This window comes from Aquisalimonas lutea, from assembly GCF_030409225.1.
Taxonomy (GTDB): Bacteria; Pseudomonadota; Gammaproteobacteria; order Nitrococcales; family Aquisalimonadaceae; genus Aquisalimonas; species Aquisalimonas lutea.
Genome location: NZ_JAUFPK010000001.1, coordinates 2,253,886 through 2,267,108, shown reverse-complemented (window position 1 = coordinate 2,267,108; position 13,223 = coordinate 2,253,886). Strand labels below are relative to the sequence as shown.

The window sequence follows — 13,223 nt, the reverse complement described above, 5'->3', positions numbered from 1 at the left end:
CCCGTCGCTAGTGGTTATAAGTAGTTCCTTCATAACGTATTTTTCTCACTAAAAGGGTTATCTGGCCAACATACCAGAGCCCCGGAGCGACTACCTACTTTCCCACGCTTCCAACTCTTGCAGTTTCCATCGCTTCAGGTTGCCGCAAATAATATGAGGCTCGGGCAACCTCCCCTCTTTCACCGCACGCCAAATCGTTGTGCGGCTGATACTATAACGCTCTTGCACCTCTTTGTTTGATAAGTACATCAACCCTCCTGTTTTCCATAGGCATTCCCCTGTTTCGGTTACTATTCGCTCGCATCAGAGCCGGACCACACTACCAAATTGCCCCCGGAAAAGCAAGGTTAAAAAACATAAAAACCCCCAAAGACAGGGGGTTAGCGGGGGAATTGTTGATTAAATCAGTGCAGCGACACAACGTTGTCCTTTGTGGCTTCCTCGCCTACCGCCAGACGCAGCAACCGGCGCTCCCACGCCTCCAGAGCTTCCCGCTTGCGGTTAACGTACTTGTTCTGGTTATACACCCCGACCATACCTAGCTTGACGTGCCCTATGACCGCCTCGCCTATCTCGTCGGGTATGTCCATCTCACTAAGCCCCGTGCGGCACGTCCGCCGCAAATCGTGGGGTGTCCAATGCCCCCATTTGGTATCGTCCTGATTCCCCAGCGCCTCAGCGTAGCGCGTCACCGCCTTACTGAGTGCCCCCACAGTCAGCGCACTGCCGGGGTACGCCTCGAAGATATACCCGGTTGCCTTGTCGCTGCGCCGTGCCTGGAGCCTCTGCACCTCCTGTTGTGCCTGCTCAATGAGTTCTAGCGCCAGCGGTGCCAGCGGCACAACGTGTTCGCTTTCCGTCTTCAACCGCCGCTCTGCCGGAATCGTCCACACATCACCATCAATCTCATCCTTGTGTATCCCGGCCACCTCGCCCGGGCGTTGCCCCGTCACGAGAACCAGTTTCAGCGCCAGAGCGGTCAGGCGACGGACTCCGCAGCCTTCTACCTCATTCCAGAACGTGCGGGTTTCCCCAGCATCCAGCACCCTCGCCCGCTTGCCGGGCCTCAGAGCGTTTTTCTTGCCCTCAGCCTTGACCGACTTCGGCTTGATGCCAGCGGCGGGGCTCGCGTCGATATACTCCCGGTCCACACACCAATCAAAAAAACCCTTGGTGTACGCCAGCAAGTGCCGTGCAGCGGTGGGAGTCTGGGCGGCCTTCTTCTCCACCATGTTCAGAACATCACGGCGGCGCACGTCCTTTACCTTCAACTCGCCTAGCTCCGGCACCAAGTCCCGCTCGAAATAGCGAGTGATAGGCTTTTCACTGGCCAGCCCGGACACGTGCTTACGGATGTAGGTCGCCACAGCATCAGACACCAACGGTTCAGCATCCCGGCGGCGCTTCTCGGCCTTCTCTGCCTCTCTGTCGGCTTCTCGCTTGTCCTGTGGGTCTACCCCCTGCTGAACAAGGTTACGGGCCTCTGCGGCCTCTTCTCGTGCGTCACGCAAGCTCTTGTCAGGATAGCGGCCAAGGTTCATAAACCGGCGCTTGCCTTCCATCCGGTAGAACTGGAAGAAGGTGACAACACCAGCCTTGCTCACCTGTGCACCGAAGCCTGAGCGGTCAGAGTCCCAAACACGATACGGGCTGCCCTTGGGCTTGAGGTTGTCGAGTTGCTTCACCGTAAGCATGTTACCCCCTGCTCTGTAGTGCACACTGTAGTGCACATTCACTTAGGCAAAGTATGCACTACGACGAAACAGAGCGCAACACAAGATACGATTAAGGTGCTGTCATGACGGTATTTATCTACGACTGTCGGAATGGATGGAAAGACGGTGAAACACTACGGAACGTGACTGTTAATCACTGGGTCGGCGGTTCGAGCCCGTCCCGGGGAGCCAACAAGAGTGAGGCCCTAGTCGACTTCGGCTAGGGCCTTTTTCGTGGATTGGCACATAACTGTCACTGGTCAAGCGTCCACGTCTCCACGTCAACGCGAACTCGCTAGCCACGCTTGATCCTCGAGCGTCCGATCTGATTCCCGGTAACGTCTGGCACACGTGCCGGTTTGGGTTTGGAGCCGCAACGCGGCAGAAACGCGGCCACCGTGCTGCCACTGGTTATGTAGCTTCGAGGTCTAAGCAAAAATCCAAGATCTCCTGCACCACCTCACAAGGCTTCTCTTCGATGACGAGGTGGCCTGCATCATCAATCACGCGAAAAGCCGATCCCGGAATCAAGCTGTGGAGCTCTTCCCCGCGCTCCAGCGGTATCCAGCTATCCTCTCGCCCCCAGAGAATCAAGGTAGGTGTAGTAATCGTAGGATAAAGCGACTGGACCTCGTCGGTATATTTAGAGTCCGCTTGAGCCATCTGACGATAGAAAGCTGTCTTGCCATGCTCGCCAGTCCACGGCGAAACGATTCCCTCCAGTGTTGCCTCATCAATTGGCTTGAAAGCAGCCGTTTGGACGTAGGACCGGACCACAGCTTCGTGAATATAGTCTGGGAGCCCTGAAAAAGCGGCTTCATACCTGTTTACATGGCGGAAAAACGGTGAGCCCCAAGGAGAGACTGCGACCGGATCAATCAAAATAATCTTCTTGAAAGACCGTTCATTTAGAAGATGGGCTCTGAGCGCGGTAGCGCCACCAAAGTCATGACCGACAATAATCGGATTGTCCAGCCCCCAGTGAGTAAGCAAGCTATCCAAAACCTTATTCTGTACTCCCAACGATACGTCGCCTTCCGCTGTACAAGATTGGCCATAGCCCAGCAAGTCAAAAAAATAGACCGCGTACTTATTGGACAGCTGTTGTATCAGATGTCGCAGATTGAATGATGACCAGGGAGTCCCATGAACAAGGACCATTGGTGGGCCTTCGCCCAACCGGCCATAACGAACTTTTCGCCCGTCGTAGTCGTAAGACTGTGAAAGTTTCCAACTGCTCATTGCTCGAACTCCTTTTCTACATAACGCCCGCAGAATGCGCGGCTTTGGAATGGAGGCGAAGCTGCAATGGAAAAGACGTCGCCGTGCCTGCGATGGTTAGGCCTCACCGTCCTCCCCGACTTCTCGTTTTAGCTTCAGAAGGTTCAGTCTTGCAATTTCATCTTGCACGGGCTGGACTTCGGTATGCCATTTCTTAAATCCATACCAGACCATGAGGCTTCCGGCCGCGATGATCACCGAAAGAAATATCATGAAGGTTTTCTTATTTTTCCCTGCAATTTCGAGCTTCCTTTCCAGTACTGTAAATCGAGCCTCATCTGCCACCGAGCGCATCGGGTCAGCCTTCAACGTTTCGTATTCGACCGCCACATCGAAAGCCAAATCGTTGGTTGATTTGTTCACGTAAAGCATCGCACCGATAGAGAAAATAATCAGCAAAAGCCCGAACAGGGCATAGAACTTGTAAATGTTGTCCGTCGGCAGTGGAACACGATTTTCCATTCAGATTCCCGAGGTTTATTTCTTGCCTAACGTAGAGCGCACCGGTGGCCGTTTTGGAGCAAAGCGGAGAAAAGGCCATCCGCGTGGCGCAACTTGTTATGACTAAGGTTCATCTATACCGCCGTTGGGCTGCCTACACCTTGAGATACGATTTAGGGCTAGAGACCAACCTTTGATAAACCCGTGCTTTCTTAGTGCCAACACGGAATATTCCGAGCATGTTGGCTCGAACAAGCATGCATTTCTCAATTTCTTCGGCGACACCATCCGGTAAAACTGAATCAGTCTTATCGAGAGCCAAACCATAGCTATCGTGGCTTCCGAAAGGTGATCACATGGTACTGACTATTTTCTTCTTTTTTGCCACTCAGGGCATCAAAGCACCCAGGCTGCAAACTGACGCCGATGCTATCCACCCGGAAAAATTCCCAACCCTGGGCGGCGTATTCATTAACAACCTGCTCAAGGTATGCAGCGGCCTCATTGCCCTTATGGGCTTTCATTTTGACAGCAATATTTGGTGGTATTTGAACCATCTTATACTGATACATCCATTATTCTCCTTTATTGCGTGCCCTCATGGTCATAACAGTGATTCAACCGCCTTCACGATGATTCGATCACGGTGACGGCGAGATATCTACCTTCACTGGCCTTGACCCCAACGATTTTTCCCCTTCTTCCGGAAGGTTACCGCGGCAGGGCCACGCGGGGCCAGCAATCACCTGACGGTGCGTTTTCGTACCGCAATGATACTGAATAAAAGACCAGTAACCGTTGGCACGGAGGCCATCGAACAATGAACACACCGGAGCGCCCGCGTCGACCGCGGTATGTTGTCAGGGATGTCATACGTACTCGACGTTGCAGCCCGAGAACCGAGAAGACCTACTGGTACCGAATGCGGTATTTCGTCCGCTTTCACAACATGTCCCACCCGCGGGGGCTCGCCGGTCTGAAGGTCTCCGAAGTGCTGCAGTCCATCGTCATGATCCGTCTCCGACGTGACGAAGAAACGACTCCCCTGCACCACGAAAGAGCTCTGCCCCCCTTTCGACCGACTCGATACGTCCTTCAAGATCATCGGCGGCCGCCCCCCTCCCGGTGGTTACCCCGTAGCGCTCGGAGTCCACACCGAGCGCCGCCGATCGGCTGCACGTCGACGCGCGCGCTTCGCCCGTGCCTCTTTCCCGAAGGACGTGCTCGCACATTGAAAACCCTCGGCGCACAACAGTACCAGGAAGCACCGGGCGCATATTTGCGCCGCGCGGGCCCGAGGCCGGATCCGTGGCCGCCTGTCCCACGCCGGCCTGCTCGGCCTGATTCCCCTGAGCATCGCCTACGGGCGTGTCATCGCGCCGTGGATCTCGCCGGCGTCATCGCCGCGGTGGCCATGTGCCTGTACCTGTTCGCATGAGCCACGAGCGTGCTCACTGCTGCCGGGCGAGCGATCCAGCGCCCGGTGTTGCCGCTACACGAACCCCATCCCCTTCTCGTTCGCCGTGCTGGAGGTAGCGACGAACTTGATGAAGTGGGTCGGAATCCACACCGTTGTCTCTTCATCGACGGGCCCGTGCATCTGCGCGGGAGTGAACGTCAATTCGACGAAGGGACCGACGACCTCGAATTTCCGGCAATACAGGTATTTCCCGATCGGGCCTTCGCGGGCATAGGGCTCCAGCGCGCCACCGAGTTCGCTCCAGCCTTCATCGAAAAGCAGGACGCCGAACCTGTTGTCATTACCTGTCATCGTCCATCTCCGCTACTCCGCATGGCAGTGCCCTCATCGGGGATGCCGCTGACCCCGTGATGAGCTAGCCAAAGGCGCCGTCCTGGACGCGCCAGGCGACGGAGGACATTCGCTCTGCGGCGTGACTGGCATCATGCGTATCGCTCTTGACTGCCACCTGAGCCGCGAGGGCTCACAGCCCGCCCTTTCACCGCGGGGTGCCATGACGACGCATCGGAGCCACTTACGTCGTGTTTATCCCATTGTTCGCGTTTGGGACCAGAGGAGATCAGCGGCCATGCTTACTTAAGAAAGGGTCGGGACTCGTCGTGCCCTATCTAACGGTCACTTGTTTCGTTTCCTGCGCGAAGGGGCTCAGCCCGAGCCAATGCTCCATGCGAGATGCAAGCTCGGGTGTTCCCGTCAAGCGCAACCTGCCGGCGTCGCTTGCTTCCCGGACTGTCGTGATGCCCATCCATATGGCGGTCATGGTGCGCAGTTCCGTTACCACGTAGAGATCGACGTCATGGCCGGGATCGGTCATGCACAGATCCACTACGCCATGTTGTGCCGCCTTATCCACAATGAGCCACCACTCGCGCTGGCCTCGCGTGAGCCCCTGATACAGAAACTGAATCGTCACCCGCCGTGACGGCAGCGGTGTCGGATTCAGGTTGCGGCGCATATCCCACATCAGCAGCGACGGATCCAGGTTCTTCAGGGACAGTTGCGTCTCGAGCCAGCGCTGGCCCCAGGAGCCCATGGACATGATCACCGGTCGCAGTTCCTCGCCGGCCTCTGTGAGGTAGTAGGTGGGACTACCGCGCTCGCCGTCGCACCGACGCTCAACAACGCCCAGCTCTTCGAGCTCGTTCAGCCTTTTCGAAAGCAGAGCGGGTGATATCCGGGGCAGCCCCCGGCGCAGCTCGTTGAAGCGGCTGCTGCCACACAGCAGCTCGCGGACCACCAGCATCGTCCACCGCGTCCCGAGCACCTCGGATGCCATGGCGACGGGGCAGAACTGTCCGTATCCGCGATCGGCCATGATCCGGCCTCCCCGATGCATCCCCGCCGCCGTGCGGGCGCCCCACGGCCGCATCGCCGGCGCCAGGGGCAACAGTACAGTTCATGAACTAGAAAAAGAGTAGCAGCCGGTGAAATGGTCAACCATCCACTGGAGGGCAGTGGGTGACCTGATGATCGTTGACGGAAAGGAGGAGTGGTCATGAGTTCGGAAACGGTGCCCGCGGAGGCGGGCGAGATGGAAGCGCTCAAGACCCGGCTCAAGGCGACGTGGGAGTCCGGCGAATACGGGCACTTCGCCGAGTACCTGGAGCGGGGTGCACTGGCGTTCCTGGAGCGCATGCGCGTTGTCCCGGGCACGCACATGCTGGACGTGGCGTGCGGTGCTGGGCAGGTCAGCATTCCGGCTGCGCGTGCCGGGGCGGGAGTGGTCGGCGTCGACATCGCCGCGAACCTGGTCGAGCGGGCCCGGGAGCGCGCCCGGAAGGAAGGCCTGAATGCCCGCTTCGATGAGGGTGATGCCGAAGCGCTCCCCTATCCGGAGGAGTCGTTCGACCTCGTCGCCAGTCTGTTCGGCGCGATGTTCGCGCCGCAACCCGACAAGGTGGCCGCGGAGCTGGTCCGTGTCTGCCGTCCGGGCGGCCGGATCGTCATGGGGAACTGGACGCCCGAGGGCTTCGTGGGGCAGATGTTCAAGACCATCGGCAAGCACGTCCCGCCACCGCCCATCATGGCGTCGCCGGTGAAGTGGGGCGACGAAGCCACAGTGCGCGAGCGCTTCGCCACGGGGATCGCGGAGCTGGAGATGACCCGGCGCCTGTATCCGTTCGAGTACCCGTTCCCGCCGGCGGAGGTCGTGGCGTTCTTCCGCACCTATTACGGGCCCGCCAACCGCGCTTTCGCCGCACTGGATGAGTCCGGGCAGGCAGCGCTGCACGAGGATCTGGAACGGCTGTGGACCCGGCACAACCAGGGAGCGGACGGTACCACCTACTGCGAAGGGGAGTACCTTGAAGTGGTCGCGACCCGGGCGTAGGGAGCAGCAAGGATCGGCGGGGCGGTACATGCCCCGCTGATCCCGAATTCCCGCCAACGCATCGAGGTGGATCAGCATGCGTGCAGGGGTGATCGGTGGCGGAATCGCGGGCCTATCCGGGGCGGTTTGTGAGGTCATTCACATCGCCCGGGGGCCTCTCCTACGCGAGGAGCTCAGGCGTCAAGCCTCGCCTTCACGGCTTGCGCCGTAAACTCCATGAGGGCCCGGATTCGCGCGACGCGCCGCAGATCGGGGTGCGTCAGCAACCAGAGCTCCCTCGCCAGCTCGGCGACGGGTTCGGTGAGCCGCGCCAGCAGAGGGTCTCCATCACCCAGGTAGCAGGGCAGTACGGCAATACCCGTTCCGGTCCGCACTGCCGCAAGCAGGCCCATGAGGGTGTCGACGCGATAGGGACAGCACGCATCGACGCCGACGGCCGTCATCCAGGATTGCAGAGGGCGGTCATAGAGCCCCGAGCTGGGTCCGATCCAGGAGAATGCCCGGAGCGCCGCATGCGTGGTGATCGGATCATATGCATCGGCACGGCCATAGACAGCTTGCTCGAGCACGGCGATCCGGCGCCCGACCAGCGTCTCGGGCGGCATGTTCGACGGGCGGATGGCCACGTCCGCTTCCCGCTTGGACAGGTTGAACAGCTGATTCGAAATCGCGACATCCAGCGAGATTTCGGGATGTGAGGCCCGGAAGTCGCGGAAGACCGGCGACAGTAAACCGAACAGCAACGAATCGGTCGTCGTGACCGCCACGTTCCCGGACGGTTGCAGGTCCTGCCCGACGACCCGTCGCTCCGCCGCCAGCACCTCGGCTTCAAGATGCTCCGCCGTCCGCGCCAGGTCCTCCCCCGCCGGCGTCGGCGTATATCCCGTGCGACTGCGTTCGAACAACCTCACGCCTAGCCGCTTCTCGATGGCTCCCAGGCGGCGATAGACCGTTGCATGGCTCACGCCCAGACGACGGGCCGCGCCGGACAGGGAGCCCGTGGCGGCAATCGCCAGGATCGTGCCCAGGTCATCCCAGTGCGCCTTCTGTTCATTCATGCAAAGTTCATTTTCTCGTATAGCGAATTTATTTGCATTACTGAAGATCCTACAGTTCCCACCAGAAGCAGCCAAGAGGCCTTGCCCCACAGGATGAACGCAACGGGGCGGAGGCGACCGCGACCCCGGACAGGGAGAGAGACGTCATGCGACACACAACCGAACAGGCAGCGACGACACGACCGAATGTGTATCTCCGCGCCAACGGCTCCATCGATACGGAGGCGGTGCGCGAGCATGCGCGGCAGGAGCGTGCCCGGGTCGTCGAGGCCTTCATCGGCAGAGTGGTTCTGCCCCTTCCGCGCAGGCTCACCCATTGCTGGTACACGCTCCGGCGGGGGATCGCCGCGCGCGGACGGCGGAGGCAAGGCGCTGCTGCAAGGGCGACTGAGGCTGGAACGCACTGAGAGAAAACTGCGTGCGTGCGTTCGGGCGCCGGCGCGCCGCCGGAGCTCGGCGACGGGCACGCCGTGGCACAGGGCACGGAGTGAAACGGGTGCGACAGCGTGCGGCGGCAATCCCCTGGTGACCTGGCCGCCGCTGTAACCACCGCTGCTTGTTTCCACGCCCCGGCTATGGCCCTACATGCTGCAGGATGTTGACGAGCCTGCCGAACGGATCGCGGACGTAGAATCTCCGCACGCCCCAGGGTTCGCTTACGGGTCCGTACTCGATGGGCACGTTCGCCTCTGCGAATCGCGCGAACGCGGCCTCGATATCATCGACTTCAATGGACAAATCGGGTACCGGCGTCCCGGAGCCGCCCTCGGAGCCGAAACTGACCTGAACCGTCATCCTTTCGTCCGACCCGTACGTCTGAAACCACCCGTGATCCATGAGCACGTCGAGGCCCAGCAGCTCCCCGTAGAAGCTCTTCGCCTTGTCGAGATCGGACGTCGCCGTGTTGGATACGATACGTTTCACTTTCATGGTTCCCTCCTGTTCTTCCCATCGCGCCCTGCCGGCGCTTACCCGGGCGGTCAGCCATCGGCTTCCGCGATACCGTCCGCCTCGATCTCCACGAGCCACTCCGGATCGATGAAGGCCTTGACCTCCACGAAGGTGCACGCCGGCCTCACGGTCGCGAAAAACTCGCCATGGGCACGCGCGGCCTCTTCCCACTGCGAGATGTCGGTGAGCATCACCCGCGTTCGAATGACATCCGACAGAGACAATCCCGCATCGGCCACTGCTTCAGCGATGATCTCGAGACATCGTCTTGTCTGTCCGTAGACATCGCCGGCGGCGGCGACTCCGCCTCCAGGCGCGATCGGGGCGGTGCCGGAAACGGCGATGAACGGCCCGACACGTACCGCCCGCGAGAAGCCGATACGGGGCTCGAGGGGCGAACCGGAGGAGACATGCTTGGGCATAATATGATCCCCGGACGATGGATACCTGACGGTCTAAGCTCGGATGACATTCTGCCACGTCAGCGACAATGGAACGCGACGGCGTCGACGAGAAATCAGGCTCTGCCGGGTGATCAGAGCACATGAATCGGCGCCCGCAAACGGTGACGACTGCGAGCTTGATTGCACCGGTTGGGCCCGTTTTCCGCCCAATGTTCGACGCACACCATAATCGCCGATGCCTGCGCCCACGGCGCCAACGCGCGGCACTCGACAATCCTCACGACATCCTCATGGCTTCCTCATTCCGGCGGCCGGGGCCGGCTCTACACTGAATCCTGCCCGGGGCAGCAAACCATTTTCGTTCCCGGGAGCGGAGCAACGCAGGAAAGCCCACGTCGTACAGGAGGCAGAGCCATGAGCACAGATCTTTACGAGCGGCTCGGGTCCGGGCCCGGTATTTCGTCGCTGGTCGACCGCATCGTCGACGCGCATCTGGTCAACCCGGAAATCAATCCGCGCTACCAGGCGTTGAAGGAGGACCCGGACCGCATGGCTACAGCCAAGCGGCATCTGCGCGACTTCCTGGGCGAAGGCAGCGGCGGACCGGAGAAGTACGAGGGCCGCAGCATGCTCGAGATCCATCGCGGCATGAACATCGGCGAGAGCGAGTACATGGCCGTGCTGGACGACATCCTGCGGTCGCTGGACGCCCAGGGCGTCGATGAGGCGACCCGCCGGGACGTGCTCGCCATTGCCTATTCCCTCAAGGACGAGATCGTTCGGGTCTGAGCAACAATGCCGGGGGCCGTATCCGCTGCCCTGTCTACGCAGAGCAGCCGATGCGGCCCCCCGGCGAGCCCGATACAACCGCTCCCGCGCACCTTCTCCAGATTGGCCGGTCCGGCCCGACGCCATGGAACTCCGAGAGCTCGGGTTGCGTATCTATAAGGTGCGTTGAGGTCTTCCAAGGAGCGCCTTGTGCCACTCAACACGGGCGCTCGCTACATCTGCATTGCGACATGACCGTCGCGTCCGAGGTGGACCGTCCAAGCGATGGAAGAGGATAACGGGATCACCGCGTGGATAAGGGATCTTGCGGTTCTTGCGAGGGAATCCGTCAATGCCCAGCGACGAGTGGCGGAAGTGATGCAGGATCAGCCGGCCGCCGACAGCCTGAACCGGCTCGCCGGAGAGCACGAGGCGTTGGTCGATGAGCTGGACTCGGCGATCTGGAACAGGGGCGCTCTCACCAGCATGCCGGACGCCGACCTTGAAACGTTGCGCGATCTGAGGGCGCATTTCGAGACCTTCGTGCACTTGAGCGAACCCGAGGACTTGCTGCGCCGCTGCCGGGAAACGGAGGCGAAGCTTTCGGCCGCCGCCGCCGAGGTTACCCGGATCACGCACGCGCCGGCGGACCTCGTCGATATCGCCGCACGCCTGGAGCAGGAAGCTGAAGAGGCGTCCCTGGAAATCGACCGTCTCCTGCAGCGCATGTGACGGAGGGGCCCGATGGCGGCGTCAAGTGATCGCAAAGTCCAGCGCGTGCTGTTGCTGCTATCCGCGGCAAAGGCGGAAGAGCTCACGCAAGCCAGGCTGGACGAGATCGTCGAGGCCATGCGCCCTGCCGAGGTAACACTGATCGACTTCGACACCATCGAGGATGGCCGCAGGATACTGCAGGAGCGCGGGCAGGGTTTCGACTGCATCGCGGTCGGTGGCGGCGACGGTACGCTCAATAGCCTTGCGCAAGCGCTCTGCGACGCCGCACGCCCGCTGCTGGTGATACCGCTTGGAACCGCCAACGATCTTGCCCGAACGCTGGCTCTGCCCCGTGACGCTCCGCAAGCCGCGGCCGTGCTTCACACAGGGCGTGTGCACCGCATCGACCTGGGTGAAGTGAACGGACACCTCTTCTTCAATGTCGCCAGCGTAGGGCTGAGCGTGGAAATCGCCGCACGCCTTGCCGGCGTGCGCAAGCGCTGGGGCATCGTCCACTATGTCGGCGCTTTCATTCTCGGCTGGCGTGCAAGAAAATCGTTCCGCATCCATATCTCCTGCGACCAGACATCGCTATCCCTGCGATCGATCCAGGTGTCGGTCGGGAACGGGCGCTTTCACGGCGGCGGGCTAGCCGTAACCCAGGACGCCAGGATCGACGACGGCCTGCTGGGTGTCTACGCCCTCTTGCCGCAGCCGTTGTGGCACCTGCTCTTGATCCTGCCGGCGCTACGCGCCGGCGCGCACAGGTCCACGCGCTGGATCACGATACTACGAGGACGCCAGGTGACTCTGTCGACACGCCGTCAGCGCCAGATCAACGCCGACGGTGAAATCGTCACCGTTACACCCGCAACCTTCAAGGTGCGCCGGGGCGCTCTGCAGGTCATCATCCCGGGTGAATGATACAGCCTGGTCGCTGACGCTATAGACGGTCAGGCAAGCGCAATGGAGAACGCCACCATGTTGCAGGATCAACTGACCATCGACGTCGAAATGGTCGGCACGGTCGTGCTGTCGGCCTTTGTCATGTACGCGACCGTCATGGCCTTCGCGCGTCTGGCCGGAGTGCGGAGTTTTGCGGAGATGTCGACCTTCGACATCGCGATCACGATCGCTATCGGCTCGACCGTCGGGGCGACGATGGTCGTGGACAAGCCGATGCTGCTCCAGGGCGTCCTTGCGGTCGCAACGCTCTATGCCCTCCACCTCGGGGTATCCAAACTGCGCCACCGCTACCGCGGGGTCGAGCGGAGCGTGGATAATCGGCCCATCCTGCTGATGGGCGCGGGCGGGCGGATGTTGCCACGCAATATGCAGGTTGCTCGTGTCACAACGGAGGATCTGCGGAGCAAGCTGCGCAAAGCCAACGTCCAGCAGCTATCCACCGTGCGTGCGGTCGTGATGGACGGCACCGGGGAAGTGCACGTGCTGCACGGAGACGGTCCCGATCAATTGCCGGACCCTTGGCTCATGGAGGGTGTTCGCAACTACGAGGATGAGCCTTTGAACGGTTAGGCATGCGCCGAACTGCCGCTACACGAATCCCATCCCCTTCTCGTTCGCCATGCTGGAGGTCGCGACGAACTTGATGAAGTGGGTCGGGATCCAAACCGTTGTCTCCTCATCGATGCGGCCGCGAACCTGGCCGGGAGTGAATGTCAACTCGACGAAAGACCCGATGACCTCGAATTTCCGGCAGTACAGGTATTTGCCGATGGGGCCCTCGCGGGCATAGGGCTCCAGAGCGCCGCCCAGCTCGTCCCAGCCCTCATCGAAAAGAAGGACGCCGAACCTGTTGTCATTGCCTGTCATGATCCACCTCCGCTGACGCGCGCCGCCCTGGCCTCCCCCGGGATGCCGCTAACCCTGCGACCGGCGAGCCGGGAGGTCCACAGCGCTCCCCTATCCTTCCAGCGTGACACCCATACGGCCGGTTTGCCCGCCAGGGCCGAAGGCACATCCCCGGGCCGGGGAAACTGTGATCCAGCTCTCCTTCCCGCCGTGTCGATTCTGCGTAGGATGTGACTGCACACGCAGCGCGCATCCGCAATGCCAACGTCG

Annotated in this window: 18 protein-coding genes; 6 read left to right on the top strand and 12 right to left on the bottom strand. The window is 60.8% G+C overall.

Features of this window, described 5'->3' with window-relative positions; genetic code table 11:
* Positions 1 to 90 precede the first annotated feature (90 nt).
* The 6 genes from QWY84_RS20100 to QWY84_RS10640 all read right to left on the bottom strand — a co-directional run bounded on the left by QWY84_RS20100 (position 91) and on the right by QWY84_RS10640 (position 4,009).
* Positions 91 to 249, bottom strand: a complete 159-nt coding sequence (locus tag QWY84_RS20100) for a helix-turn-helix transcriptional regulator (RefSeq protein ID WP_353959877.1) — start codon at positions 247 to 249, stop codon at positions 91 to 93.
* A 155-nt stretch (positions 250 to 404) separates the two neighbouring features.
* On the bottom strand, positions 405 to 1,694 hold the full coding sequence (locus QWY84_RS10655) for a tyrosine-type recombinase/integrase (protein WP_290202568.1): 1,290 nt from the start codon (positions 1,692 to 1,694) through the stop codon (positions 405 to 407).
* Positions 1,695 to 2,126: 432 nt separating this feature from the next.
* Positions 2,127 to 2,957: an alpha/beta fold hydrolase gene (locus QWY84_RS10650; RefSeq protein ID WP_290202567.1), complete on the bottom strand. Its 831-nt coding sequence runs from the start codon at positions 2,955 to 2,957 to the stop codon at positions 2,127 to 2,129.
* A 96-nt stretch (positions 2,958 to 3,053) separates the two neighbouring features.
* Positions 3,054 to 3,458: a hypothetical protein gene (locus QWY84_RS10645; RefSeq protein WP_290202566.1), complete on the bottom strand. Its 405-nt coding sequence runs from the start codon at positions 3,456 to 3,458 to the stop codon at positions 3,054 to 3,056.
* Positions 3,459 to 3,560: 102 nt separating this feature from the next.
* Entirely contained in the window at positions 3,561 to 3,764 is a 204-nt protein-coding gene (yidD, locus tag QWY84_RS20095; RefSeq protein WP_353959876.1) for a membrane protein insertion efficiency factor YidD, read from the bottom strand.
* Positions 3,765 to 3,766: 2 nt separating this feature from the next.
* Entirely contained in the window at positions 3,767 to 4,009 is a 243-nt protein-coding gene (locus tag QWY84_RS10640; protein ID WP_290202565.1) for a DUF4177 domain-containing protein, read from the bottom strand.
* 248 nt (positions 4,010 to 4,257) lie between these two features.
* Between QWY84_RS10640 and QWY84_RS20170 the strand changes: the two genes are divergently transcribed.
* Positions 4,258 to 4,875 (top strand): phage integrase N-terminal SAM-like domain-containing protein, encoded by a 618-nt coding sequence (locus tag QWY84_RS20170; protein WP_435372977.1) that lies wholly within the window; start codon positions 4,258 to 4,260, stop codon positions 4,873 to 4,875.
* A gap of 54 nt (positions 4,876 to 4,929) precedes the next feature.
* On the opposite strand, the gene QWY84_RS10635 is transcribed toward QWY84_RS20170, so the two are convergent.
* Together QWY84_RS10635 and QWY84_RS10630 are read right to left on the bottom strand one after the other, a co-directional pair.
* Positions 4,930 to 5,208, bottom strand: coding sequence for a hypothetical protein (locus QWY84_RS10635; protein ID WP_290202564.1), 279 nt, complete (start codon positions 5,206 to 5,208; stop codon positions 4,930 to 4,932).
* A gap of 313 nt (positions 5,209 to 5,521) precedes the next feature.
* Positions 5,522 to 6,232, bottom strand: coding sequence for a winged helix-turn-helix transcriptional regulator (locus QWY84_RS10630; RefSeq protein WP_290202563.1), 711 nt, complete (start codon positions 6,230 to 6,232; stop codon positions 5,522 to 5,524).
* Positions 6,233 to 6,412: 180 nt separating this feature from the next.
* Here QWY84_RS10630 and QWY84_RS10625 point away from each other — a divergent pair, with 180 nt between their 5' ends.
* Complete coding sequence (locus QWY84_RS10625) at positions 6,413 to 7,246, top strand: class I SAM-dependent methyltransferase (protein WP_290202562.1); 834 nt, start codon at positions 6,413 to 6,415, stop codon at positions 7,244 to 7,246.
* A gap of 173 nt (positions 7,247 to 7,419) precedes the next feature.
* Here the strand turns inward: QWY84_RS10625 and QWY84_RS10620 are convergent, their stop codons facing one another.
* From QWY84_RS10620 to QWY84_RS10610, 3 genes are all read right to left on the bottom strand, one after another.
* Entirely contained in the window at positions 7,420 to 8,304 is an 885-nt protein-coding gene (locus QWY84_RS10620; protein WP_290202561.1) for a LysR family transcriptional regulator, read from the bottom strand.
* 573 nt (positions 8,305 to 8,877) lie between these two features.
* On the bottom strand, positions 8,878 to 9,234 hold the full coding sequence (locus tag QWY84_RS10615; RefSeq protein ID WP_290202560.1) for a VOC family protein: 357 nt from the start codon (positions 9,232 to 9,234) through the stop codon (positions 8,878 to 8,880).
* 50 nt (positions 9,235 to 9,284) lie between these two features.
* Positions 9,285 to 9,677, bottom strand: coding sequence for a RidA family protein (locus tag QWY84_RS10610; RefSeq protein ID WP_290202559.1), 393 nt, complete (start codon positions 9,675 to 9,677; stop codon positions 9,285 to 9,287).
* A gap of 396 nt (positions 9,678 to 10,073) precedes the next feature.
* Here QWY84_RS10610 and QWY84_RS10605 point away from each other — a divergent pair, with 396 nt between their 5' ends.
* The 4 genes from QWY84_RS10605 to QWY84_RS10590 all read left to right on the top strand — a co-directional run bounded on the left by QWY84_RS10605 (position 10,074) and on the right by QWY84_RS10590 (position 12,677).
* Positions 10,074 to 10,448, top strand: a complete 375-nt coding sequence (locus tag QWY84_RS10605) for a group I truncated hemoglobin (protein ID WP_290202558.1) — start codon at positions 10,074 to 10,076, stop codon at positions 10,446 to 10,448.
* Between the two features lie 264 nt (positions 10,449 to 10,712).
* Entirely contained in the window at positions 10,713 to 11,159 is a 447-nt protein-coding gene (locus tag QWY84_RS10600) for a hypothetical protein (RefSeq protein ID WP_290202557.1), read from the top strand.
* Between the two features lie 12 nt (positions 11,160 to 11,171).
* Positions 11,172 to 12,065 carry a lipid kinase gene (locus QWY84_RS10595; RefSeq protein WP_290202556.1) on the top strand — a complete coding sequence of 298 codons (894 nt, stop codon included), beginning with the start codon at positions 11,172 to 11,174 and terminating at the stop codon, positions 12,063 to 12,065.
* 42 nt (positions 12,066 to 12,107) lie between these two features.
* Positions 12,108 to 12,677, top strand: a complete 570-nt coding sequence (locus QWY84_RS10590; RefSeq protein ID WP_290202555.1) for a DUF421 domain-containing protein — start codon at positions 12,108 to 12,110, stop codon at positions 12,675 to 12,677.
* Positions 12,678 to 12,695: 18 nt separating this feature from the next.
* Here QWY84_RS10590 and QWY84_RS10585 read toward each other — a convergent pair whose 3' ends face one another.
* A complete protein-coding gene (locus tag QWY84_RS10585; RefSeq protein ID WP_290202554.1) occupies positions 12,696 to 12,974 on the bottom strand; it encodes a hypothetical protein in 279 nt (92 codons plus the stop codon).
* Between the last annotated feature and the right edge of the window lie 249 nt (positions 12,975 to 13,223).